General features: G+C 39.1%; 23 protein-coding genes. 13 read left to right on the top strand and 10 right to left on the bottom strand.

Going from position 1 to position 23,391, the window contains the following annotated elements:
- Positions 1-130 precede the first annotated feature (130 nt).
- Positions 131-433 (top strand): H-NS family nucleoid-associated regulatory protein, encoded by a 303-nt coding sequence (locus P20429_RS03400; protein WP_007586043.1) that lies wholly within the window; start codon positions 131-133, stop codon positions 431-433.
- 124 nt (positions 434-557) lie between these two features.
- Positions 558-2,309 (top strand): DEAD/DEAH box helicase, encoded by a 1,752-nt coding sequence (locus tag P20429_RS03405; RefSeq protein WP_007586041.1) that lies wholly within the window; start codon positions 558-560, stop codon positions 2,307-2,309.
- Between the two features lie 44 nt (positions 2,310-2,353).
- On the opposite strand, the gene P20429_RS03410 is transcribed toward P20429_RS03405, so the two are convergent.
- Positions 2,354-2,689, bottom strand: a complete 336-nt coding sequence (locus P20429_RS03410) for a ribonuclease E inhibitor RraB (RefSeq protein WP_007586038.1) — start codon at positions 2,687-2,689, stop codon at positions 2,354-2,356.
- A 214-nt stretch (positions 2,690-2,903) separates the two neighbouring features.
- Between P20429_RS03410 and P20429_RS03415 the strand changes: the two genes are divergently transcribed.
- Genes P20429_RS03415 through P20429_RS03425 form a run of 3 tightly spaced genes read left to right on the top strand, consistent with a single transcriptional unit; the run spans position 2,904 to position 9,240 of the window.
- Positions 2,904-4,631: an autotransporter assembly complex family protein gene (locus tag P20429_RS03415; protein ID WP_007586036.1), complete on the top strand. Its 1,728-nt coding sequence runs from the start codon at positions 2,904-2,906 to the stop codon at positions 4,629-4,631.
- Positions 4,631-8,320 (top strand): translocation/assembly module TamB domain-containing protein, encoded by a 3,690-nt coding sequence (locus tag P20429_RS03420; protein ID WP_007586034.1) that lies wholly within the window; start codon positions 4,631-4,633, stop codon positions 8,318-8,320. Before P20429_RS03415 ends, P20429_RS03420 begins: the two co-directional genes overlap by 1 nt.
- A 32-nt stretch (positions 8,321-8,352) precedes the next feature.
- Positions 8,353-9,240: a peptidylprolyl isomerase gene (locus tag P20429_RS03425; RefSeq protein WP_007586032.1), complete on the top strand. Its 888-nt coding sequence runs from the start codon at positions 8,353-8,355 to the stop codon at positions 9,238-9,240.
- Positions 9,241-9,565: 325 nt separating this feature from the next.
- Here the strand turns inward: P20429_RS03425 and queF are convergent, their stop codons facing one another.
- Positions 9,566-10,411 carry an NADPH-dependent 7-cyano-7-deazaguanine reductase QueF gene (gene queF, locus P20429_RS03430; RefSeq protein ID WP_007586024.1) on the bottom strand — a complete coding sequence of 282 codons (846 nt, stop codon included), beginning with the start codon at positions 10,409-10,411 and terminating at the stop codon, positions 9,566-9,568.
- Between the two features lie 59 nt (positions 10,412-10,470).
- On the opposite strand from queF, the gene syd reads away from it, so the two are divergent.
- The gene (gene syd / locus P20429_RS03435; RefSeq protein WP_007586023.1) at positions 10,471-11,010 is read left to right on the top strand and encodes a SecY-interacting protein; all 540 of its coding nucleotides are present in this window, start codon (positions 10,471-10,473) and stop codon (positions 11,008-11,010) included.
- Positions 11,011-11,073: 63 nt separating this feature from the next.
- Here the strand turns inward: syd and P20429_RS03440 are convergent, their stop codons facing one another.
- The 3 genes from P20429_RS03440 to P20429_RS03450 form a co-directional block, all read right to left on the bottom strand.
- Positions 11,074-11,847, bottom strand: coding sequence for a Zn-ribbon-containing protein (locus P20429_RS03440; RefSeq protein WP_002958242.1), 774 nt, complete (start codon positions 11,845-11,847; stop codon positions 11,074-11,076).
- A 13-nt stretch (positions 11,848-11,860) separates the two neighbouring features.
- Positions 11,861-12,127: a hypothetical protein gene (locus tag P20429_RS03445; RefSeq protein WP_007378199.1), complete on the bottom strand. Its 267-nt coding sequence runs from the start codon at positions 12,125-12,127 to the stop codon at positions 11,861-11,863.
- A 96-nt stretch (positions 12,128-12,223) separates the two neighbouring features.
- Entirely contained in the window at positions 12,224-12,460 is a 237-nt protein-coding gene (locus P20429_RS03450) for a DUF2789 domain-containing protein (RefSeq protein ID WP_002958240.1), read from the bottom strand.
- A 153-nt stretch (positions 12,461-12,613) separates the two neighbouring features.
- Here P20429_RS03450 and P20429_RS03455 point away from each other — a divergent pair, with 153 nt between their 5' ends.
- Entirely contained in the window at positions 12,614-13,267 is a 654-nt protein-coding gene (locus tag P20429_RS03455; protein ID WP_007586019.1) for a GNAT family N-acetyltransferase, read from the top strand.
- 851 nt (positions 13,268-14,118) lie between these two features.
- Here the strand turns inward: P20429_RS03455 and P20429_RS03460 are convergent.
- Positions 14,119-14,418, bottom strand: coding sequence for a DUF3301 domain-containing protein (locus P20429_RS03460; RefSeq protein WP_002963032.1), 300 nt, complete (start codon positions 14,416-14,418; stop codon positions 14,119-14,121).
- A complete protein-coding gene (locus tag P20429_RS03465) occupies positions 14,419-15,447 on the bottom strand; it encodes a DUF3549 family protein (protein ID WP_007586015.1) in 1,029 nt (342 codons plus the stop codon).
- A gap of 104 nt (positions 15,448-15,551) precedes the next feature.
- Here P20429_RS03465 and P20429_RS03470 point away from each other — a divergent pair, with 104 nt between their 5' ends.
- The 3 genes from P20429_RS03470 to P20429_RS03480 are packed head-to-tail and all read left to right on the top strand — an operon-like array spanning position 15,552 to position 17,078.
- Positions 15,552-15,872, top strand: a complete 321-nt coding sequence (locus P20429_RS03470) for a YqcC family protein (RefSeq protein ID WP_007586013.1) — start codon at positions 15,552-15,554, stop codon at positions 15,870-15,872.
- Positions 15,865-16,629 (top strand): tRNA pseudouridine(65) synthase TruC, encoded by a 765-nt coding sequence (truC, locus tag P20429_RS03475; protein ID WP_007586011.1) that lies wholly within the window; start codon positions 15,865-15,867, stop codon positions 16,627-16,629. Before P20429_RS03470 ends, truC begins: the two co-directional genes overlap by 8 nt.
- The gene (locus P20429_RS03480; protein ID WP_002963026.1) at positions 16,629-17,078 is read left to right on the top strand and encodes a flavodoxin; all 450 of its coding nucleotides are present in this window, start codon (positions 16,629-16,631) and stop codon (positions 17,076-17,078) included. Before truC ends, P20429_RS03480 begins: the two co-directional genes overlap by 1 nt.
- Positions 17,079-17,154: 76 nt before the next feature.
- On the opposite strand, the gene P20429_RS03485 is transcribed toward P20429_RS03480, so the two are convergent.
- On the bottom strand, positions 17,155-18,735 hold the full coding sequence (locus P20429_RS03485; RefSeq protein WP_007586008.1) for a LysM peptidoglycan-binding domain-containing protein: 1,581 nt from the start codon (positions 18,733-18,735) through the stop codon (positions 17,155-17,157).
- A 155-nt stretch (positions 18,736-18,890) separates the two neighbouring features.
- Positions 18,891-19,664, bottom strand: a complete 774-nt coding sequence (gene gloB, locus P20429_RS03490; protein ID WP_007586006.1) for a hydroxyacylglutathione hydrolase — start codon at positions 19,662-19,664, stop codon at positions 18,891-18,893.
- 53 nt (positions 19,665-19,717) lie between these two features.
- On the opposite strand from gloB, the gene P20429_RS03495 reads away from it, so the two are divergent.
- Positions 19,718-20,503, top strand: a complete 786-nt coding sequence (locus P20429_RS03495) for a class I SAM-dependent methyltransferase (protein ID WP_007586005.1) — start codon at positions 19,718-19,720, stop codon at positions 20,501-20,503.
- A 165-nt stretch (positions 20,504-20,668) separates the two neighbouring features.
- Here P20429_RS03495 and rnhA read toward each other — a convergent pair whose 3' ends face one another.
- Positions 20,669-21,133, bottom strand: coding sequence for a ribonuclease HI (rnhA, locus tag P20429_RS03500; RefSeq protein WP_007378210.1), 465 nt, complete (start codon positions 21,131-21,133; stop codon positions 20,669-20,671).
- 68 nt (positions 21,134-21,201) lie between these two features.
- Here rnhA and dnaQ point away from each other — a divergent pair, with 68 nt between their 5' ends.
- Together dnaQ and P20429_RS03510 are read left to right on the top strand one after the other, a co-directional pair.
- Complete coding sequence (dnaQ, locus tag P20429_RS03505; RefSeq protein WP_007586004.1) at positions 21,202-21,915, top strand: DNA polymerase III subunit epsilon; 714 nt, start codon at positions 21,202-21,204, stop codon at positions 21,913-21,915.
- Positions 21,916-21,924: 9 nt separating this feature from the next.
- On the top strand, positions 21,925-23,295 hold the full coding sequence (locus tag P20429_RS03510; RefSeq protein ID WP_007586003.1) for a TIGR03503 family protein: 1,371 nt from the start codon (positions 21,925-21,927) through the stop codon (positions 23,293-23,295).
- Positions 23,296-23,391: the final 96 nt, after the last annotated feature.

Here is a 23,391-nt window from a genome sequence, read left to right as displayed (position 1 = left end):
ATCGCGGTTTTTTTATAAATAAATTTTATATACATTAATAAATTATGTGTCGTAGTTATTTTTGAAAAATACCCTTATACTAAAAAAGAATATTTAAATAAATCTAATCACACAATTTAGCGAGATATAAATGAAAGAAGTCCGATCTTTTATTAAAACAGCATCATTAACGGATCTTGAAAAAGCCCAACAGCTTATCAATGATGCAATTTCAAAATATACCCAGCAGCAAAAAGCGAAACAGGAAGTTTTGGATCTTTTAAAAGAAAAAGGACTTACGCTAGAAGATTTACAAGATGGAGCATCTGACAAACGTACTAAAGTTAAGCCTAAGTACCGTATGGAACTTAATGGTGAGACTATTGAATGGACAGGCCGTGGCCGTCGTCCTAAAGCGTTTGAAGGTGTTGAGCTTGAGAAATTTTTAGCTTAAAGCTAAATATAAGAGAAGCTTCGGCTTCTCTTTTTTGTTTACCCCTCAATAAAATATAATTAAAGTTTAAAACTCCCAGCTATTATTTGCTAAAATCTCTTCACTCAAACCTATTTGTTTTCCCATGAGCTATAAACTAAGACCTTACCAGCAAGAAGCCGTAGAACGAACCGTTTTACACTTTAGAAAGAGTAATGATCCTGCCGTTATTGTACTACCAACCGGCGCAGGTAAGAGTTTGGTTATTGCTGAACTTGCGCGTATAGCTAAGCAAAAAATATTAGTGCTTGCTCATGTAAAAGAGCTGGTAGAGCAAAATTCGCAAAAATATAAAAGTTTTGGTTTAGAGGCGAGTATATTTTCAGCAGGTTTAAAAGAAAAGTCATTAAACCATCAAGTAACCTTTGCCAGTGTGCAATCACTTTCTCGTAATTTAAATAAATTAAATGAGCATTATTCGTTACTTATTATTGATGAATGCCACAGGGTAAATGGGGATAAAAAAAGCCAGTACGGAAAAGTAATAAGTAGTTTAAAAGAATATAACCCTCAGTTAAAAGTATTGGGTTTAACAGCAACACCTTATCGGCTAGGAACGGGGTGGATATACCATCATCATTATCATGGCTTTGTTAAAGGGACTAATGAAAGCCCGTTTAAAAGTTGTATTTTTGAATTACCACTCAGGTATATGATCAAACATAATTATTTAACGCCGCCAAACGAAGTTGATGCAGCGATTAGCCATTATGATTTTTCGTCTTTAGATAGCAATGCATTTGGGCAATATACGACTGATGATATGAATGCGCTTTTAAAAAACAGTGAGCGCGCAACGAAAGCGATATTACAGCAAGTAATTCAATACAGTGAAGAGCGTGAAGGTGTTATGGTTTTTGCAGCCACGGTAATGCATGCTCAGGAAATATTAAGCTATTTGCCAGCTCAGCAAAGTGCACTTATAACAGGTGATACGCCAAACACTGAGCGCGATAAAATCATTAAGCAATTTAAAGCTAAGCAATTAAAGTATTTAGTTAATATATCGGTACTAACAACCGGCTTTGATGCGCCACATGTCGACTTTATAGCTATTTTAAGACCTACAGAATCAGTTAGTTTATATCAACAAATTGTGGGGCGAGGCTTGAGGCTATCTGAATCAAAAACGGATTGCTTAGTAATAGATTATGCCGGCAATGGTTTTAATTTATTTCACCCAGAAGTAGGCGATAAAAAAGGCGATAGTGATAATGAACCTGTGCAGGTACTTTGTCCTGGCTGTGGTTTTGCGAATATATTTTGGGGTAAAACTGATTCCGCAGGAAAAGTAATAGAGCACTTTGGCAGGCGCTGTAAAGGGCTGTTAGAAGATGATGATGGGCATAAAGAGCAGTGCGATTATCGTTTTAGGTTTAAAGAGTGTGAGCAGTGCGGTGCCCAAAATGATATTGCAGCACGTAAATGCCATGATTGCGGCGCGGTAATGGCCGACCCTGATGATAAGTTACGTAATGCATTAAACTTAAAAGACGCACTTGTGCTTCGATGTAGTGGGTTATCGGTAACTCAAATTAAAGATGAACTTATTAAAATAACGTATTTTGATGAAGATGGTGCAAGTTGCGATGAAGTATATAACCTCGCAAATAAAGGCGGGCAATTTATATTTAATAAGCAATTTGGTCAACGTGTGGGGCTTGGGCAAACACCTATTAATTTTAAAACTGCAGAGCAAGTAGTAAAAGCACAATTTGAATTAGTACCACCGGATTTTGTTATTGCACGAAAAAGCAAAAAGTATGGTTGGAAAGTGGCTGATAAGCTATTTGACTATAAAGGGGGTTTTAGAAAGGCAAATCAGTTAAGCCGCTAAGCTTAACTGATAGAGTACATTGAACTAATACAATTAAAAGGCAACTAAGCCTCGTCACCGTCCATTAATCCCCAGCCATCACCGTATCCATTAAAGCTATTAGCAATACCTTCAATGTATTGCTCTGCTTGTCCTAGAAGGGTGTGCTCTGGCACCATTTGTACTTGAGTGATTACTTCCCAAACGCCAGTGTCTTTACATTTTTCAAGCTCAGCATTTTGAACTAATGCATCAGAGACTATTTCTTTAGCAAATTTTTCAGCATCGGCTTCTTGTTCAAATAAAATAAAAAAATCGACTTGGTGCATTTTATTTAAATCAATGCCAGCAGCGGCTATTTCGGCTAAAAGTTGGCCGTTATCATCATCAGGGAATTGCATTAAAAACTCATTTAAAATTAATTTTTTATTCGTAGGCACTATTGTAACTAAAATATTGTCTTAACGCGTACTAATTTTAATTATGCTGATATTTATTCAAAGTTAAATTTACGCGTTAGATTGTTATTAAGTTAATGTGTTGCTCATTATGGCTATGCTAATATGCGGGTAATTAACCAGTTTTTTGTAAGATATTAAAAGTAAGGATATTTACTTGTTTATTAAGTTTTTACGTTGCATGTGTGTTGTGAGCGCTTTAATTGCGACAAATAGCTATGCGGCAGAAAGAGTCATAGAAGATTACGAAATTGAAGGGTTAAGTGGCGATTTAGAAAATAACGTAGCTCTTTACCTCAAGCAGTTAATTGGCGAGAAGCCAACCCGTACACTTCGCCGTTATGCTCAAAAACAAGTACAAAATAGCATCAAAGCTCTTGGCTATTATAGCCCGACCGTCGAGGTTATTTATGATAAAGACGACAGCGAGCTAATTGTTAAAGTTGAACGGGGGCCTGCAACTCGCATAGAAGCAATTAATATTACGCTAAACGGTGATGGTCAAAGCGATACCCAATTACAGGCATTGATTAAAAGCAATCACTTAAAGCAAGGTGATGTTTTAAATCATGGTAAATATGGCTCTGCTCATAAAAAAATAGAATCTATGCTACTAGAGCTAGGTTATTTTGATGCTAAGTGGCCAGCGCGCAAATTAGAAGTGTCGCTTAAAAAAAATAGTGCTGTTATTACTTTTATAATTGATACCGGAGTTAGGTATCAGTTTGGCGATATACAAATTGCCAGTAGTACACCCGCTGAAAAATACATACGCTCTATAGCGCCTTTCTCGCAGGGCCAACCTTATAAATCAACACATATTGCTGACTATAACCTAGATTTATCAAGCACCCCTTATTTTGCCAGTGTGCGTGTTTATGCTGACATTGCAGCGCGCAAAAACAGCCAAGTACCGATTAAAGTTGAGGTATTACCCAAGCCAGCTAACAGCTATGAAATTGGCGGTGGTTTTAGTACTGATTTAGGACCCAAGGTGCGTTTTAAATGGAGTAAACCGTGGATCACAGAAGACGGCCATTACCTCGAAACTAATTTAAATGTGGCACAAAAGCAGCAAGATATTTCCATGGCTTATACAATTCCGGTTGATGATCCTAATGATGATTTATGGCGATTCTCTGTCGGTTATAAATTAGAAGATGAGCTCACAAACGACACTTACAGTGAAATATTAACGGGGCAAGTTCAGCGCCAATGGTTGACCGAAAATAAGTGGGTGCGTACTGCATTTTTACGCCGCGACCAAGAAACCTACCGTATTGGTGATGAAGACGAAGAAAGTACCGAAATGTTAATGCCGGGCATTAGCTACGCGCGCAAAAAATCAAAAGGCGGCACGACTCCTTATTGGGGAGAGCAGTGGCTTATATCTGCTGAGTTTGGCTTAGATGATGTGCTTTCGAGTACTAATCTGATTAGGGTGCAAATGCAACATGCATGGCTACGCACTTATTTTGACCGCCACTTGGTATTTTTAAAAGCGAATGTGGGAGCAATGCTTGTTGATGATATTAACAACGTGCCATTTTCACTTCGTTTTTACGCAGGTGGCGATCAAAGTGTACGTGGTTTTGCGTACCAATCAATTTCGCCTGAGAACGATGACGGCGAGCTAATAGGTGGTAAGTATTTACTATCGGGCACGATGGAATATAACTACCAGTTTGCTAAAAATTGGCGAGCAGCTTTATTTGTTGATGGTGGTACTGCGACTAATGATTTTTCTGATGATTTTGAAGTAGGTGCTGGTTTTGGTTTTCGCTATTTAACACCCGTTGGCCCAGTGCGTATAGACCACGCTTGGGGATTAACAAAAGAAAGTAAAAGCACACGTTTAAGTATTACCATAGGGCCAGAAATTTAATGTCAGTATTAAAAAAGATAACAGCCGCCGTAAGTGCTATTTTTGTCACGTTAGTTGTTGCACTATTTTGTTTGTTATTTACCGCACCCGGTAATCAATTTATTGCTTATAGTGCAAACAAAGCGGTAGATGGACTACATATTGAAATTAAAGATGGCCGTTTTATTTATAATGATGCCTTTAATGTACGCTTTGCTAGCAACGGATTGGACTTTAATGCACAACAATTGAAAATTGATTTGTTTTGGTGGCAGTGCGATGGAATTTGTATAGATAACTTAAGTGCTAAATCTATAAATTTAACATTACCAAAAACTGCAGATTCACAAGAAGAAGCCGCGGCAGAGCCGCTTGAAAAAATCAGCTTACCTTTTAATATTGCTGTAAAAAACATTGCGATCAATAAATTTACTCTAGAGCATCCAAGTGCAAATGTAAGCGTTAATAACTTTAAACTATCAGCAAAAGCAGAGGGTTCAAAGCTGACGGTTAAAAGCCTGAATATTCCCACCATACTTGTTGCCTTAAAAGAGCAAGAACAAGATGCGAAAACACAAACGGCGCAAAATACTCAAGCGCCTTTAACGCACCTACCCGCATTGCCTAATATAGAATTTACTTCGCCACTTGATTTAGTTGTTGAAGACTTTGAAATAGCTAAAATTACGATTGAGCAAAACGAAGCCCAACATGTTATTGAAAACATCTCGCTGCAATTAAGTGTGGAAGATGCGGTTATTAATTTAGAGTCATTCTCAGCAAAGTATGAACAGTGGCAGCTTAATACGCATCTTAATGCTGAGCTTGCAGGGAATTTGCCCGTCAAAGGGGATGTTGTTTTACAAAGTGACGAGCACCAAGCCAATTTGCAGTTGAATGGCGACTTATCAAATCTAAACTTAAATTTAGAAACACAGGGGCAATATCCGCTTAGTTTAACGGCAACGGCAAATTTAAAGCAAAAAAACTATCCATTTGAGTTAAATGGAAAAATTAAGCTGTGGCTTATTGATGCACAAAGTAATGAACTTAAAGTACGAAATGTTAGCCTTAACGCACAAGGTAATGCTGACGACTATCAGCTTAGCCTACAGGCGAATAGCCAACTAGGCGCGTACCCAGCTGTTGACTTAAATACCCAATTAAAAGGCAGTCTCACCAAAGCAACTTTAAAAGCGCTAAGCATTAAAGCGAACGAAAGCAGTGCAACTATAAAAGCCAATGTTGATTGGCAAAAGGGCATACAGGCTAACTTTAATGGCACGCTTGCTAACTTAAAAGCGCAGTATTTAACTGATGCCGCTACCAGTGATATTTCGGGACAGTTTAAAGGCTCGTTTAATGCAGCTGACGACAAGTGGCAGCTACAAATGAATAATACAAAGTTAAGCGGATTACTTAACGACGTGCCACTAGAATTTGCCTCAAACTTTAAGCTAGACAACACGTTAAAAGCTAATATTGATAGCTTTTATTTAAGTAGCGGCACCAATAAATTAGCACTAAGCGGGCAAGTTGATGATACTTGGCAAGTTGATGGCAAAGTAACGCTAAAAAGTGATGAAAAAGCTAATATTCCATTTACTGCCGACGGCAACGCAAATTTAAAAGTGAGAGGGGAAAGGTTAACGCCTTCTGTTGATTTAGCACTAATACTCGATCGCTTTATTTTTGATGAAATAAATATTAATAAATTATCAGTAAAAGGGCAGTTAGATACCGCAGCCGATTGGCAAACCGATGTTTCGGTAAGTGTTGGTTCGGCGCTGGTGGCCGAACAGCAAATTAATAGCGTTAAAATTGATATTAGCGGCGACAAAACAGATCACCAACTTACGGCATCTGTAGATGCCGAGCAAGGCAGTGTAGAGCTTGAAGTTAATGGCAAAGTTAATAATACCACTTGGAATGGCGAGCTTAGTAATGTAACGCTCAGCGATAAAAAGCTTAGTTTTAGTAATACTAAAAATATTGCCATTATGGTTAATACGCAAAGTGGCGACTTTGATGTAAGTGCACATTGTTGGGCATCTGAGCAAAGTAAATTATGCATAGACACCTTAGCGCAGTTAAAAAATCTCGGTCAGCTAAATGCTAAACTAAGCAACTTAGCACTTGAGGAGCTTAAGCACTTTTTACCTGATAGCATTCGTACTCGCGGTAATATAGCTGGCGATATAGCACTTAATTGGCAAAGCGGCGCGCTTAAAACATTACGCGCAAATATCGATTCTAGCGACTTAGAAGCAGTGCTAACCTCGGAAGAAGATCGTTTTAAATTACCAATCGAAACATTAAGTATTAGTGCGTTTTCGGATTCTCAAATTGGCAAGCTTGAAGCTAATTTAGAATCAAGTGTATTAGGCAAAATTAATACACAAATTAATATCGATGATATACAAAATACGCAAGCGCTTAATGGCACCATTAATATTGATAAAATACTCCTTTCAGACTTACAACCTTTTCTTGAAACCCTTGAGCAGTTAAAAGGTGATATTAGCGGGAAAGTGGCGTTAGCTGGTACGTTAAAAGATCCTTTATTAAATGGCGAGCTTAATGTGAGCGATATTAGTTTAGAGGGCGAGCAATTACTTATAGCGCTGCAAAAATCAAATATAAACGTATTGTTTGATAAAACAACAGCCACAATAAAAGGCAACTTAAACGACAATCAGGGCGGTAAAATAAATCTCACCGGTGACGTTGATTGGCAAGGTGCGCAACCTGCTGTAAATGTTGCGGTAGTTGGCGAGCAGTTTTATGTACGCGCGCAGCAAGGGGTTACTTTTAAAGTATCGCCGGATTTAAAAATAGGCTTGGCTAATAATGCACTCAAGCTTGCTGGTGAGGTAATTGTGCCTTACGGTCGTATAATGATTGAAGAGCTTCCTGAGGGTGCGGTGCAAGTTAGCGATGATGAAATTATTGTTGATCAAAAAACTGAGGCCACAGAAACAGTTCCGTTTGATTACGACATAGATTTAAAAGTGATTGTTAAAAACGATGTAAAAGTAGAGTCGTTTGGCTTGGAATCAAAAGTTGCGGGTGATTTAGCGATAAAAATGAGTCAAGGTGCGCCAATTATAGCCACAGGTGAGCTTAACTTAATTGAAGGTACTTACTTAGCCTTTGGGCAAGATTTAATAATCAGCACCGGGCAAGTAGGTTTTAGCGGTTCAATTGAACAACCATTTTTAAATATTAAAGCAATACGTAACCCCGATACGACTGCAAATGGTGTCATTGCAGGGGTTACGCTCACGGGTAATGTTGAACAACCAACGCTTAAAATATTTTCTGAGCCTGCGATGGATCAAGCTCAAGCACTCGCATATTTACTTAATGGCCAACCTTTAGGCGATGGAGAAAGTTCGTCAAGCGATGCGATGCTTACGCAGTTATTGCTTTCTCAAGGGGTTAGCCGCAGCGAAGGGGTTGTTTCTAAGGTAGGTGAAACCTTTGGGTTGTCAGATGTAAGTTTAAGCTCATCAGGTAGTGGTGATAGTACCAAAGTAGAAATATCAGGTTACGTAGCACCTAGCTTACAAGTTAAATATAGCGTGGGTGTATTTGATTCGCTCAGTGAAGTGGCTGTGCGTTATCAGTTACTTTCACAGTTATACATAGAAATAACGAGCGGCCTATACCAAAATGTTGATGTGCTATATAAGTTTGACTGGGAATAACAAAAACTATAATAATTATAAGGATATAAGCGATGAAAAAAATTATATTACCAGCTCTGCTTAGTGTTTTATTAAGCGGTTGTGCTCAACAACTAGGTAATGGTGTTGCTAATCAAGAGCTACCTTTAATGAGCGCGAGTGAGGTAATTGCTAGTGCAACAGATAATGACTGGCGAGTAGTGGACGCTCAAAATACTTTAAAGATAACGCTGCCAACGGGCGATGCGTACATTGAGCTTAATGAACTGCTTGCCCCAAAGCACGTTCAAAACATTAAAAAGTTAGCGCGAGAACGGTTTTATAAAAATACTAGCGTTTATCGGTTTGTTGAGGGTTTTGTAGCGCAAGGCGGGGACAGCTCGGGTACAAAGTTAATTAAAACAGCGGATAAAACAGTCCCTGCTGAGTTTTATTTAACAACAAACAAACCACTTTTAATTACTGAGCTAAATGGCGACGGATATGCACCAGTTACCGGCTTTTTAAACGGCTTTGCAGTAGCTCAAAACTCAGCACATACGCAAACATGGCAAGTGCATTGTAGTGGCGTGTTTGCCATGGCGCGCGACAACGATATAAATAGTGCGAGTACGGAGTTTTTTGTAACAATAGGGCAAGGCCCACGCTACCTTGATAAAAACATTACGGTGTTTGGTCGAGTGCTCGAAGGTATAGAGCATTTTAATCGTTTAGCGCGTACACCAACTGAAGGTAAAGTATTTAATCCAATTACAAATATACAAGTGCTTGGCGATGTACAAAGCGATAAAAGTATATTTAAAGTGATGAAAACAAACTCATCTGTGTTTAAAAACTTAATCAGCGCTCGTAAAAACCGTGTTGAGCCATGGTTTGTTAAAGCACATAATTACGTTGATGTGTGTGGTATGCCCATACCCACTAAGCGCGAAGTTAATTAAAAAATGTAAAAAGGAGCCTAGGCTCCTTTTTTAATACGAGGGCCTGTTGATCTTTGCGGATTAAAATTTGTTCAATCTAGGGGCTATTTAATCGCGGCGCGAGGTTTGTAACCTAGTGGGCTAAGTAAAAACCGAGCAACAAAGAGTGAATAGCCCCTAGGCAGAACCCTTTGGGCAACTCCTGTTTGGCATTAATGCTACGTTATCGCCTATTTATGGGGAACAACCACACTACTTAGGCTCTGCCTTGCCTAAATACCAAACAGACTGCTGCAAATTCAACCTTGAAAGGTCAACAGACCCTAATATTCCAGTTTAAAATAAACTACTGACGATTAATTTTAACTGCAAATGGCGTGTCGTTATAATGCGTAGAGCGATACGGGTTTATATCAAGCCCGCCGCGACGAGTATAACGCGCGTAAACCTCTAATTCTTTAATATTAAGTTGTGTTGTTAAATCGCTATAAATACGTTCAACACACTGCTCATGAAATTCGTTATGTGTTCTGAACGAAATTAAATAACGCAGTAACGATTCGCGACATATTTGCTCGCCTGTGTATCGTATAATCACACTTGCCCAGTCAGGCTGAGAGGTAATTAAACAGTTCGACTTAAGTAAATGGCTATAGAGCGTTTCTGTTACTACGTTATCACTTTTTGCTTTAAGTGAATTAGCATCAATATCGTAATTATTAATCTCAATATCTAAGTCATCAATACATTCACCTGGCAGCGCCGTACACGGTAAGCAATTGTAATCATCAGGATTATATAAAGTCACTTTGACAGGGCTGTTAACCGCGTTTGATAAATCATCAATTAAATGCTGTTTTACTATACCAATGCTTTCAAATCGGGTTTGGTTAAAGCTATTTAAATAAAGTTTAAACGACTTTGACTCAATAATATGGCTGCTTTGGCATTCAAAGGTAAATAAGGCTACGGCAACTTGCGGTTTACCTTTATTGTTTAGCCATGAAAGCTCGTAACCTGTCCAAATGTCTTGGCCTTTAAATGGAAGCTCTGCTTCGTCAATATTTAAAGCATCACGATTTAGTTTGCGCGCAATAGGGAAAAGCAAGCTTGGCGTGTACACATCTACATACTCAGTAGATTGGCCTAATACGCTACCTTTAAGGTCTGGAGAATTGCTGTAATCTGTCATGTTTGCTCTTAAATAGTTACAATAGGGACATTATATCTAATTTAAATGAGTTTCACAGTATGTCTGTTGCATTGCTTATAGAACAACTTCATCAAACATTTAGCGAAAATATCCTGAAAAACACTACAAAGTACCCACTTATTGAGCACGACGAACAATGGCCAAGCCCATGTGAAGTTGGTGAGGTTGACGAGCAAGGAAACATTCAATGGCAGGGCGCGCGTCAGCAACCTGCAGGTTCGCTTAATGATTTAGCCAGCGCACTAGAACTTGAGTTTCCAAAAGAGCTTAGCGAGCTATATGGGCATATGTACGGTGGAAGCATTTCAGCAGTTATTGATGGGCATCAGGTTGAATTACTACAAGCATGGAACGAAGAAGACTTTAATTTGTTACAGCAAAATATAACGGGTCACGTTTTAATGAAACGCAAGCTCAAGCAGCCAGAAACGGTATTTATTGGTTTAACAGATCAAGATGATTTACTAGTGAGTGTATTGGTGCACACTGGTGAAGTATGTTTAGAGCACGTAGGCAAAAAAACACACCATGTACTTGCACCTAACATTAATGCTTTTTTAAAGGCATTAGAGGTTTAAAACGTGTTTAATAAATCAGCTTAGCGTTATCACTAAGCTGATTATAAGCGCTCACTAAAGTTGTTACTGAAAATCCCACGATATATTAGACACTAAGCCACACGGCTCACACCTAAAGTCGAATAACCCAAACCACGATTCAGGTAATTTCCAATCGCCATTGCAGCTAGGGCATTTTCGTTCAAGTTCAGACGCTTTATCTACGCCGCCTACACGGTATAAATAATAATAGGTTGGCTTTTTAGTTAAAAAACTAATTCGCTTTGTTATGTCTTTTCCGCGTCTGTATAAGTCGCTTTGGATACTCGATATTTCTTCAAGTGCCGGAAACTCACAACGGGTTGCGCCATTAATTTGAATTTGATCGCAGGCTTGCCAATCTTCTTGCCATTTTATAAGCGTTTTATAGTCACCATTAGCAATTGCCGGAATACGAAATAACGGCACAGGCAAAAAGTCATCACCACAATAGAGCGGGCTACACGTATGCACATAGGTTGTGTATAAAATATAACTTGATGGTTCTTTGCAGCAGTCAGCGCCGTTGGAGTGAATATCTTGTCCAATCACTTTTACTTTTGGCGCAAGTAGCCCCGCACTATGTAACTTTTCGATACTGTGCTTAACAAACGGGCTGTTATTTAGCGGGTGCATTGCATCTTCAGTAGGGCACATTACACGGGTAATAAAAAATCCATCTTTTAAAACGGTTGGAAATTCTTCCCCCATTATTTGACCATTAAAACGCAGTGCATTTACTAAGCGATTTATTGCTTGTTCGGCTTGTTCTAGGGTGGTGTCTTGGTAGCAATCAAAAGTTAAATCAACAACGAACATTTATAGTCTCAAATTATTTTTGTTCTAGCAGTGCAAGAAGTTTATCGAGTTTTTGCTCAATTCTATCTAATTGACTTGTTTTAAGCTCAGTATTATCTGACTGCTGTGGGTTTCTCATGAAGTTATTAATTGAATCAGGATTGTTTTTATATTGGCTTACTGCTGCAATAATCATCGGCATTGGAACCGGTTGTGCCAAACGGCTTTTAGTTAGTGCTACAGTAGGGGTTTTGCCTTCATCGAGAAGGGCTTTGATTGCATCAAATACAACTGAATTCATTAGATATATAACTCTTTAATAAAATAAATACGCAGCATATAAATGCTGCGCAGATGCTATGTTAGCAATAAATAAGGGAGGGTACATTAAATAAAATTACTTACTTTGACGAATGCGTACATCTAACTCGTCAATTACTTCACTCCAATCACCGTCTTGTGCAAGCGATTCAGCTAAAAAGTGCTGTTGTGCCTCATCCCAAAAAGAAGCTTCTTGGAGTAGTGTTGTGTCTTCTAATTCATGTGAGGCAATAAATGCATCTATTTGTTCATCAGAATTAGGTAATCCAAGCTGTGCAAATAGTGTATTGATGTCGTGTTTAGTCGTATCCATGATATTGCTCCTTTAAACGAATGAAAACTTATTCTAAGGATTAACTCTACTCCTAGCTAGTTAAACTCTCGCTGAATTTACGGTTAATAATTTTAGGTATATAGTTAGGTATAAAGTTAAACAGTCTACAGCTAAAATAATAAAGGAAATGCAATGAGTGTAACCACGCCAGCTGATACGTTCAGCGTACAGTATTTAGCCGCAGAAGATATTAGCACTGCAGCAAGCCTAATTTATCAGGCTTATCATGACGATCCTGTATTACAAAACATGCTTAGCTACAATGACGAAAATAAATCAGTATACGAAAAAAAATTACGATCATTAATTCGCGAAGAACTCAGTAGTTTTTGGCAAGAAAAGCAGCCATTAATTGGTTTATACCGCAACGATAAATTAAAAGCAGTAGCGTGTGTATTTGAATCTAATAGCCAATTACAAGCGCAGCGTTATTGGCACTGGCGTTTAAAATTAATGCTGAGTGCGGGCTACTTACAAACAAATCAATTAATAGATAAAGAACAAACAATTAGAGATGCCCTTAAAGAGAAAGGCAATTACTACTTTTTAGCTTTTATTGCCGTAGATCCACATTTTCATGGGCAAGGGTTTGGTCGTTACTTACTACGAGGGCTTGATGATTTAGTTAAATGTAACGCTGAGTCAACGGGGATGGCTGTATTTGTAACGCGTAAAGAACACACTGAATTTTTTAAAACCGAAAAGTTTAAAGCATTTAAACACCTTACTTTTAACCAAGTAGAGGGCGAGTTACTGTTTAAATCAATAATTGAGCCAACTATTTAAAATTATGATGTAAGCCAATGCGCCCAAACGGACATAAGGCCGTGAGATATATCTCACATTATCGTGAGCATTGTCAGTTAAAGGCTATTAATAAGTAGCCTTTTTAAATTCAAGCTGTTGTTATTTAAAGTTTATTTTTATTTTTCATTTTTGTGACGTTTATTTATTTAATGTTAAGTCCTATTTCTCCCCCCTGATTGCTTTAAACTTCTCTTCGTCAAGACGACATAGCTCAATGATTGAGTTACTGCCAAGGATACGGAATAGGCAACATAGCGGACGCTAGCAGGAAGCATAAAGGACAAGCTAAAACGGATACAAGGAAGAATAAGGAAGTGCATGAAGCACTTAGTAGCTAGGAGTTACTTTAGGATAATCACGGATGACGCTACAGGAAGTAGCAGGAGCGTTAGTTTACGCAGGACGGCCAAGATGGCAAGTGGACATTGCAGGATGCAAAAGTGGCAGGAGCTGCTTTAAAGGATTACCAGGGATGATGCTACGGGATGTAGCTAAACGATAGATTTCGTGGGTTTGCCAAGATGGCTATGGATATTGCAGGATGCAAAAAGTGGCAGGAGCTACTTAAAAGGATTACCAGGGATGATGCTACAGTATGTAGCCAAACGATAGATTTCGTGGGTTTGCCAAGGTGGCTATGGATATTGCAGGATGCAATGTGAGGGTAAACAAGGTTGTTTACTCGTTCAGGGGATGATAATACGGATTTAAGATAATGGATATCTAGCAGGATGCAGTCCAATTGGGGCGTAACTTTAGTTACGCCTTAGTTTTTTGTGTTGAATTAAGTTTATCAACTTAAGACAAATACTCTTAAAGTATATTCAGTTTTATATTTTATGCGGTGGAACAACCACACTTTTCAAAAACTCATTTTCCATAATTAACACACCTTGATAAGCATTTTCACCATCGCTTGAAAATTCAAATATAAATTCACTTTTGATGCCTGGCTTGCCGTTCTTTAAAAAACCAAAGCGGCGTTTTGTGCATGCAACACTCATCAACTGCACCTGCAATTGCTCACTTTGGCGTTTAGCATGAACGTTCGCCGCTTCAGCAACCTTTCGGTTAAGCCAAAATAAGTAAATTACACTACCAATAAGTATGAACGTCCATAAACTTGCCATTTAAGAGAATAACCTTCCAATTGCACGCGCGAGGGTTTCGCTACGATTTTCTTTACGTAATAAGCCTAATAAATGCGGGCGAATAGTCGGTATTGCAACTAAGTCAGCAAAAATACTAGGAAACAACTCATCAATTTTTTGATGATGTGCGCAATTATCCATAAATACATGTAAGCGTTCAGGGTTTTCTAATTGCTTAAAACACCGCCCAGCTATTGTTAGTAACACGTCAGAGTCGTGTCTTACCGGTGAGCTTAGTACAGTATCAACTAATTGAGCGCATAACCCTTGAGCTTGACCTTTTGAAACCGATCTAAGTGCTGCGGTTATAGCTAATGTATCGTTATTACTAATTGCGGCCTGTGTGTAATCAACAAGTAACTCACTCATTGATGTTGGTATTTCAACGTGTTCAAGCATGGCACTGAGTGGTTGCAGTACTTCAATAGGTAAATGCGCCCATGCTTTTTGCAAATTACTTAAGTTTGTATCGCTGTCTAAGCGTAGTGCAAAATCGGCAATACCCTGCAGTGCAACACTTTGCCAATTATCAAAACCAATTTTACCGCTAAAGTATAACTGTGCATGCTCGTAATACTGCGACGCAGGCTGTTTTAATAGTACTTTTACTTGGGCGTTAAATGCCGCTAATTTATTTGCGTTTGGTGTAAAAACATAAGGGTTATTATCAAGTTTCCCATCGGCTTGCTCACCTGTGATTTCAGTGCCTAGTGCTTGAATAACCATATCAGCAAAGTGATCGCGACTAGCACTTACAAGCATACTTTGCTCATCAAGTGGAAACTTTAAAAACCATACATAAGGTTCTTTACTGGCTTTAGTATCCCAAAATTGAATAGCGAGCCAAGCATGACCAGCAAGAGGATAAGGGTAAGGCACTTGAGCTTGTTCAATAGCTAAAAATTGTTTTTTATCAAGCTTAGTAATGTGCCTGCCAATATCAAAAGCACGCCACTGAGTACCCGCACCATCTAAAAGCTGACCTAATGTAGCTATTTGATCACTCATTGTTTTCTCAACTGTTTTTACTGCAAAATTACATCAATTATACGCCATAGCCGCTTGTGAGGGAACAGGGTATAATTGCATTACATATATAAAAGAGGGTGGTTATGTACCAGCAAACCCAAACTTATTTAGTGCAGCTAACGGCACTTTTACAAAAACACGCGCTTTGGCAAAGTGAGCCAATAGACGCTGATGCACTGCTTTCAAATACTCCTTTTTGTCACGATACAATAGCATTTGAGCAGTGGTTACAATTTGTATTTATTGAAAAAATACAGCAATTAATAACACATAAGCAACCACTGCCACGTAATTTTGCTATTGCCCCTATGGCGCAAATGACACTTGTGAATAAAGCAGGGAGCGATGAAATAATTGAATTACTAACAGCCCTTGATACCTTTTTAGGAGAACCAAATGAGTGAGCGTCCGGCGCCTATTGAATATGGCGAGCTGACTATTTTGTATCAAGATGAAAACTATGTGGCTATAAATAAGCCTTCAGGTTTATTAGTGCATCGCTCGTTTTTAGATAAACACGAAACCCAGTTTGCTATGCAAATGTTGCGCGACCAGCTAGGGCAACATGTATTTCCAGTACATAGGCTCGATAGACCTACGTCGGGCGTATTGCTGTTTGCACTGAGCTCTGAAGCTGCTCGCGATATGAACCAGCTATTTATTGAAGGTACTATTGCTAAACGCTATTTAGCCTTAGTGCGCGGCTTTGCGCCAGAGTCAGTATTTTTAGATAAACCGCTTAAAGAAGAACTTGATAAAATAGCCGATAAGTTTGCAGATCAAGATAAAGCACCGCAAGAAGCGCAAACCCAGTTTAATTGTTTGCACCAAGCTGCACTGCCTATTCCTATAGGTAAGTACCCAACAGTGCGTTACTCGTTAGTTGAGTGTTTTCCAAAAACAGGGCGCAAGCATCAAATTCGCAGACACTTAAAGCACTTATCACTGCCTATTATTGGTGATGTAAATCACGGTGATAATCAGCATAATCAATTTTTTAGAGAGCATTTTGAACTAAGACGCTTAATGTTATTTGCAACAGAGCTTAGTTTTGTGCACCCTTATAGTAATGAATCAATAACAATTAAAGCGCCACTAGGTGAAGACATGCTTGAAATATGTAAGCAGCTAGGTTGGCCAAAGCAAGAAAAGGATTATTAATGGCACATATTAGTATTTTTGTAGGCAGCGTTAATGGCGGTGCAGAGCGTTTAAGCGATGAAGTTGCAGCCACAATAGAGCAAGCGGGTCATACTGCAACAGTAATTACTGAAGCATCACTTGATGATATAAAAAATGCATCGCATATTTTAATTGTTACCTCCACAACAGGCCAAGGTGATGTACCGAGTAATTTGGCAGGATTGTACTTTGCAATGAATAGCACTTTCCCAATGCTTACCGATAAACCGTTTGGTGTAATTGCAATGGGTGACAGATGTTACGGCGATACATTTTGTGGCGCAGGGCGAAGCTTTGACGAGCTACTTCGCGATTTACAAGCAAAGCCTGTGGGCAACCGCCTAGAAATAGATGCATGTGAAGATTTTGAACCATGGCCGGTAGCCGAGCCTTGGTTAAAAGTATGGCTAGAAAAATTACCTGCTTAATCCTTAACGTTAAAGTATTAAAAAAGGAGCGCATGCGCTCCTTTTTACTATTTTACTTTTAATATAGTTTTATAAATTAACTACTTCTGACATCTACTTTAAGTTTTAGCTTTTGGCCAGGTTGTAAGTATTTTTGACCGGCTAAATTATTCCACTTAATAATTTCGTTAACGCTTAGATTAAACTTAGACGCAATACGTGCAAGTGAGTCACCACGGCGTACTTTGTATGTAATAGTACGGTTGGTACTTGCCGTTGCTTGTGGTTTATTAGCTGACTTATACACAGTTAGTTTTTGATTTAGGCGCAACACAGAGTTTTTCTTTAGTTTATTCCATTTAGCCAGCTCATCCATAGTTACGTCATATTCGCGGCTAATGTCCCATAACGTGTCGCCACTTTTAACTGTGTGCGAAAGCTTTGTGCGAGTTGCTTTATTAGCAGCTAAGCGCATCTGCTTTGGTAAATGCTCGCTATTTATAGCGCCATCAGTAAGCGGGACAAGTAACTCTTGGCCTACTTTAATCGTATTTGATTTGAGTTTATTAAGCGATCGGATTGCACTTGAGCTTGTTGTAAACTTTTTGGCAATTACCGATAAGCTGTCGCCTCGAGCCACAATATAACGCTGCCAGCGTAATCTGTTTTTAACATCAGTGTTTGCTAGTTTTTGGCTAAATTCCTCTGCTTTATCAACAGGCAATAATAAAGAATGAGGGCCATTAGGATCAGTTGCCCAGCGGTTAAAACCAGGGTTTAATCTGTATAGCTCAGTAAGCGTCATATCAGCCATATCAGCAGCAAGCGCTAAATCTATTTGCGAGCCAACATCAACCACTTCAACCACTTGTGCATTAATTACTGGTTGCCATGTAACGTTAAAATCATCTGAGCGTTTTAATAAATCGGCAAGTGCTAATAACTTTGGTACGTAGGCTGTTGTTTCGCTAGGTAAATCAAGAGACCAAAAATCGGTAGGTAAATGCTTTTTACGATTCTTTTTAATAGCGCGCATCAAGCGCCCTTCACCCGAGTTGTAAGCAGCAATCGCATTTAGCCAATCGCCTTCAAGTGTTTTATGTAAATACGATAAGTAGTCAAGTGCTGCGCGAGTCGATTGCACTATGTCGCGACGACCGTCGTACCACCAGTTTTGTTTTAAATCGAATCGCTCACCGGTTGCAGGCATAAACTGCCAAATGCCCGATGCGCTGCGATTAGAATAACCAAACGGGTCAAATGCACTTTCTACAATAGGCAATAGTGCAATTTCGATTGGCATTTCGCGCTTTTCTACTTCTTCAACGATAAAGTGTAAGTAAGGTTCTGCACGTTTAGAAATACGATCTAAATAAGCTTGGTGGCGAGCGTAATAATTACGTTCAGTAACAACAGGGCGGTTTTGCGGTATTTCGATAGAAAGTTGGTAGCGAATTCGCTCCCACACATCATCAAACACGGGAGCTTCTTGCTCATCAGGGTCAACTTGCTGATATTGTGCGTTTACCATCAATGCATTGTTAATGTCGTTAGGACTTGCGCCTTCGAGTTGTTGGTTTGCTTGCGTGGCGACTTGAGAGTCTGAGTCTAGAGTTGTCACAGTTTGACAACCACTTAGCGCTAACGCCAAGGCTACTAATAGGGGAGATTTATTCATAAATACCAATACATCGGGTAAAAAACTCGGCGAATACTACCTGTTATGAGTTAACATTGCCACTTAATGACTTTTTAAAACGCAGAAATAGAATCATCACTATATCTTAAGTTAATGATTCTAATAAAATAAATATTAAAGTATTAGTTTGTGCATTAAAAATTGTCTTTGAACTGTCTCAGACTAGCAAAGTTTCCCCAAGGTTCATTGTTTTTTGTAACCGAGATGAATTTTTCTGGCACTAACTCTGTAATGGTTGGCAAATCGCTACGCATAAATGGATTTATTTTTAGCTCCTGTCCAATAGAAGTGGGTAGGGAGATTTGGTTATTACTGCGTAATTCATCTACTTTTTTACTGTACGCAAGGAGTTCTGGGTTACGTGGTTCAACCGCTTTGGCAAAGGCAAGATTAGCTTGCGTGTATTCGTGCGTGCAATACACACTGCAGCTTGCAGGCAGCTCTCTTAGTTTATTAAACGATTCCCACATTTGCTTTGGCGTGCCTTCAAATAAGCGCCCACATCCACCGCTAAACAATGTATCGCCTGTAAAAGCAAGTTCATCATTTGTATAGCAAATATGATCAAGCGTGTGCCCAGGAGTTGCTAAAATATTAAAGTTAATATCAAGCACACTGATGCTTTGACCATCAGTGAGTGCGTGAGTGACGCCTTTAAATGGACTATTTGCAGAGCCATAAACCGATATATCTGGATAGGCGTCAACTAATGCAGCTACGCCATCAGTGTGGTCGTAGTGATGATGCGTAATTAAAATACCACCAAGCGTTAGTTTGTGCTCAGCTAGATACGCTAATACGCTCTGTGCTTGGCCTGGATCGACTACCCATGCTTGGTTACTGTTATCGGTAGTTAAACACCAAATGTAATTATCAGAAAAGGCTTTAATTGCTTTGACTTGCACCATGGTAAATTGCTCTATAAAGTGACACTTATCGCATAGTATAACGAGCTCAAAAAATGAAACCAGCCCTTAGTTTTCAAGAAGGACCCAAACCACTGTCGTGGCAACAGTTTCCTCATGGGGATTATTTGTGCAAAGATATTGAACGCAAAATGGAGCAATGGCTGCCGCGTATGTTTGGCTATCATATGCTTAAGCTAGGTAATTTAAGTGGCGAATTAAATACAAGTATAAGTACGATTAAACACCAGGTGTGTGTTGCAGAGCCTGGGCCTTACACTGGGGTAGTTGCTGACATAGATGAACTGCCATTTTACGAGCACAGTATTGATGCATGCATACTAAGTCACTGCTTAGAGTATCATTCAGACCCACATCACATTTTACGAGAAGCACATCGCACACTTATTCCGGGCGGCTATATAGTAATTACGGGATTTAACCCGTTTAGTTTGTGCGGACTTGCACAAATGCTGCCTTTTAGTGGTCAGAAATTACCATGGACGGGGCGCTTTTTTACCCCTGCGAGGGTTAAAGATTGGCTAAATTTATTGGGTTTTGAAATTGTAAGTGACGAACGTTTTATTTATTCATCACTGGCAAGAGGTAATAGGCTATCAAGATTTGAGTTTTGGCGGACTTTTGCAAAACAGTATTTAAAACCGATGGGCAGTGTTTATATGCTGGTGGCACGAAAAAGAGTTGCGCCACTTACGCCAATAAAACCTAAGTGGCATGCAAGGCCGCAGTTTGCGCCAGTAAAAGGGGCAGGGCTTAGACAAACGTCAAAGCAACACTTTAAATCGTGCGAGCAAGAAAATAATACCAATTGCATTAAATAAGTGATCTACTATAGCGCTAAGAAAATAGCACATTAACAAGGCGAAAATTGTGACATATAGTTGTTCTATATGAATAATTTTTAACGCAGTTAGTGAGTTATATAATGCGATAGAATGAACATGTTTTTAATAAAATTGGTATAACAGCAACTAGCTTAGAATAAATTAAGGCTGGTAGCCTACATCTTCTAGTAAATCTTTACTGCCAGCGGCATCGCGCGCTAAATCGTCAACTATTTCGTTGTACTTATGGCCGCTATGCCCTTTAACCCATTTCCAGGTTACATTGTGCTCGCTACAGGCTTTATCTAGGCGTTTCCATAAATCGACGTTTTTAACCGGCTTTTTAGCTGATGTTAACCAGCCACGTTTTTTCCAGTTAGTGATCCACGATTCAATACCTTGCTTAACATATTGGCTATCGGTTGTTAGATTTACTTCGCATTCTCGAGTGAGTGATTCTAGGGCTACAATAGCCGCGAGCATTTCCATTCGGTTATTCGTTGTGAGTTTATAACCTTGGCTCATTTCTTTTTCGTGGCCGTTATAAATCATAAAAATACCATAACCGCCGGGGCCTGGATTACCTAAACATGAGCCGTCGGTGTAAATCTCTACGGTTTTTTGCACTGTTTTACCTTGATCTTATGTACAATAAAGTGATTATAGAAAGATACCAGAATCAGGCAAAATTCGATATGGCACGTAGACAAATAGTTTTAGATACAGAAACCACCGGCATAGACCCTAAACAAGGGCACCGTATTATAGAAATTGGGTGTGTAGAGTTAGTAAATCGCCGTTTAACAGGCAATAACTTTCACGTTTATATAAACCCACAACGCCCAAGTGAAGAAGAAGCAATCGACGTTCACGGTATCACTAACGAATTTTTACGTGATAAACCGTTGTTTCATCAAATTGCCCAAGAGTTTTTCGACTATATTGAAGGGGCAGAGTTAGTTATTCATAACGCACCGTTCGATGTTGGTCATATGGATAACGAATTTGCGCTGCTTAATCAGGGCTATCCTAAAACAGATACTTTTTGTCAAGTTCTCGACACGCTTAAAATGGCGCGTGACTTGCATCCAGGTCAAAAGAACAACCTTGATGCATTATGTCGTCGTTACGATGTGGATAACGGTAAACGAACGCTTCACGGCGCGCTACTGGATTCTGAGATTTTAGCCGATGTGTACCTTGCCATGACGGGCGGTCAAACAAAGCTAAATTTGAATCAAAATAAAGATGACGGCAGCGAGCAACAGAAGGGCGGTATAAAGCGTTTAAATAGTGATAGAGCCCCATTAGTTGTATTACGAGCAAGCGACGCTGAGCAAAGCGCACACGAAGCACGATTAGATCTTGTAAACAAAGAAGGCGGCCAATGTATATGGCGCGCTGAATAAGGCGATTTAATGAAAACGATGTATTTTGTAACAGCGTTATGTGCAGCTAGTTTATTTACTGGCAATGCATATGGCGTAAAACAAGTAGAAGTGCTCAAGCGCGATGGGCATCAAAATGAGATCCCTTTACTTGATAATCGTTTTCGCATAGATAGCAAAATAGATGAAATAACACTGCTTTTTTTTAGAAAATCAGGTGCACCTGCTGTTATTTTAGTGAGGCCCGATGGCAGTAAGTACTTTGCTACTGACTCAGTTAAAAACCCTAACTTAGATTGGTTTGATGAACTCAGCTACGATTTAGTAACCATAAAAAAACCTATGGCAGGTCCTTGGCAAGTAATAGGCAGTATTTTACCCGACAGCAGAATAGTTGTATTAGGCGAGATATCTCTTGAAGCAGAGCCTCTTCCTTCAATGTTGTTTAGGGGGGAGACAATAAAAATCACCGGAAAAATACTAAATGACGGTGAGCCAATTAATACAAACCTATTTAGAGATGTTGTTAGCCTTAATGTTGACTTTGTAAGTACCAACAATGAAAACTTTGCTAACTTTGGCGCAGGCATTCAAGAAGTAGCTGAATTTAAAGACGATGGACGTGGATTTGATGAGCGCCCTAAAGATGGTGTATTTACCGGCGAGTTTACTTTAGATTTCCCTGCGGGTGAATGGACACCAGAACTTTACGTGGCAACACCTCTGCTGCAGCGTCGCATTGTGCAAAATACAATAGAAGTGCACGAGCCACCTTTTGTAACCGAAGTCGCGTTAGCAGAGCAAGACACAGACGAGCATCTGTTAACTATAAATATAGACCCAAGTATTGTTAAGCCAGAAACAGTCATCATCCAGGGAAAAATCTACTATCCCAATAACGAAGAGCAAATGTTTACCATAGATGCTGCTGCTAAAGACTCACGACAACTTAGTGTTAAAAATTATGATTGGGGTAGATATAGTGTTGAACTGTCTGTTTTTGGCACTAATATTAATGGTCGTGAATTTATGGCAACGCTACCAACGTATAAATTTGAGATAGAACGACCCATAGAAGCGGTGCCCGAAATTGATCCGGCAACGATTATTACGCCAGATAAAATGATTGAGAGTGAGCCTGTTGAAGAAAAAATGGCCACATCTACAATTATTAGTTTAATTGTAGGCTGCAATACGCTCATTTTATTACTCGGTTGGTTGTTAATTCGTATATTTGTTCAGAAAAAACCGATTAAATTTAAAGTGAAGCTGCCTTTTTTAAAGAAAAAGAAAACAAGTGAAGGTGATGTTGCCGACACAGGAAAAAATCAAGTCGGTAAAAATGGCTCAAAAAATGACAGATCAGGTGAAATTTTAAACCTTTCGATGACAGATGACTAAAAAACCTATAAAAAAACAAAAAAGCCCTTGACGAAATAGGGGTTGGTTCGTATTATTCACGCCGCTGTCAGGGAGACCTAAACAGCAACGGAAATA

It is taken from the genome of Pseudoalteromonas sp. BSi20429, assembly GCF_000238895.1.
Classification (GTDB): Bacteria; Pseudomonadota; Gammaproteobacteria; order Enterobacterales; family Alteromonadaceae; genus Pseudoalteromonas; species Pseudoalteromonas arctica.
Note: the sequence above shows the minus strand (reverse complement) of the source record. Positions and strands in the feature narration are given on the sequence as shown.

Coding starts and splice junctions, on each gene's coding strand:
- P20429_RS03400 (WP_007586043.1), top strand. CDS start 131: ATGAAAGAAGTCCGATCTTTTATTAAAACAGCATCATTAACGGATCTT.
- P20429_RS03405 (WP_007586041.1), top strand. CDS start 558: ATGAGCTATAAACTAAGACCTTACCAGCAAGAAGCCGTAGAACGAACC.
- P20429_RS03410 (WP_007586038.1), bottom strand. CDS start 2,689: ATGCAATTCCCTGATGATGATAACGGCCAACTTTTAGCCGAAATAGCC.
- P20429_RS03420 (WP_007586034.1), top strand. CDS start 4,631: ATGTCAGTATTAAAAAAGATAACAGCCGCCGTAAGTGCTATTTTTGTC.
- P20429_RS03425 (WP_007586032.1), top strand. CDS start 8,353: ATGAAAAAAATTATATTACCAGCTCTGCTTAGTGTTTTATTAAGCGGT.
- queF (WP_007586024.1), bottom strand. CDS start 10,411: ATGACAGATTACAGCAATTCTCCAGACCTTAAAGGTAGCGTATTAGGC.
- syd (WP_007586023.1), top strand. CDS start 10,471: ATGTCTGTTGCATTGCTTATAGAACAACTTCATCAAACATTTAGCGAA.
- P20429_RS03440 (WP_002958242.1), bottom strand. CDS start 11,847: ATGTTCGTTGTTGATTTAACTTTTGATTGCTACCAAGACACCACCCTA.
- P20429_RS03445 (WP_007378199.1), bottom strand. CDS start 12,127: ATGAATTCAGTTGTATTTGATGCAATCAAAGCCCTTCTCGATGAAGGC.
- P20429_RS03450 (WP_002958240.1), bottom strand. CDS start 12,460: ATGGATACGACTAAACACGACATCAATACACTATTTGCACAGCTTGGA.
- P20429_RS03455 (WP_007586019.1), top strand. CDS start 12,614: ATGAGTGTAACCACGCCAGCTGATACGTTCAGCGTACAGTATTTAGCC.
- P20429_RS03460 (WP_002963032.1), bottom strand. CDS start 14,418: ATGGCAAGTTTATGGACGTTCATACTTATTGGTAGTGTAATTTACTTA.
- P20429_RS03465 (WP_007586015.1), bottom strand. CDS start 15,447: ATGAGTGATCAAATAGCTACATTAGGTCAGCTTTTAGATGGTGCGGGT.
- P20429_RS03470 (WP_007586013.1), top strand. CDS start 15,552: ATGTACCAGCAAACCCAAACTTATTTAGTGCAGCTAACGGCACTTTTA.
- truC (WP_007586011.1), top strand. CDS start 15,865: ATGAGTGAGCGTCCGGCGCCTATTGAATATGGCGAGCTGACTATTTTG.
- P20429_RS03480 (WP_002963026.1), top strand. CDS start 16,629: ATGGCACATATTAGTATTTTTGTAGGCAGCGTTAATGGCGGTGCAGAG.
- P20429_RS03485 (WP_007586008.1), bottom strand. CDS start 18,735: ATGAATAAATCTCCCCTATTAGTAGCCTTGGCGTTAGCGCTAAGTGGT.
- gloB (WP_007586006.1), bottom strand. CDS start 19,664: ATGGTGCAAGTCAAAGCAATTAAAGCCTTTTCTGATAATTACATTTGG.
- P20429_RS03495 (WP_007586005.1), top strand. CDS start 19,718: ATGAAACCAGCCCTTAGTTTTCAAGAAGGACCCAAACCACTGTCGTGG.
- dnaQ (WP_007586004.1), top strand. CDS start 21,202: ATGGCACGTAGACAAATAGTTTTAGATACAGAAACCACCGGCATAGAC.
- P20429_RS03510 (WP_007586003.1), top strand. CDS start 21,925: ATGAAAACGATGTATTTTGTAACAGCGTTATGTGCAGCTAGTTTATTT.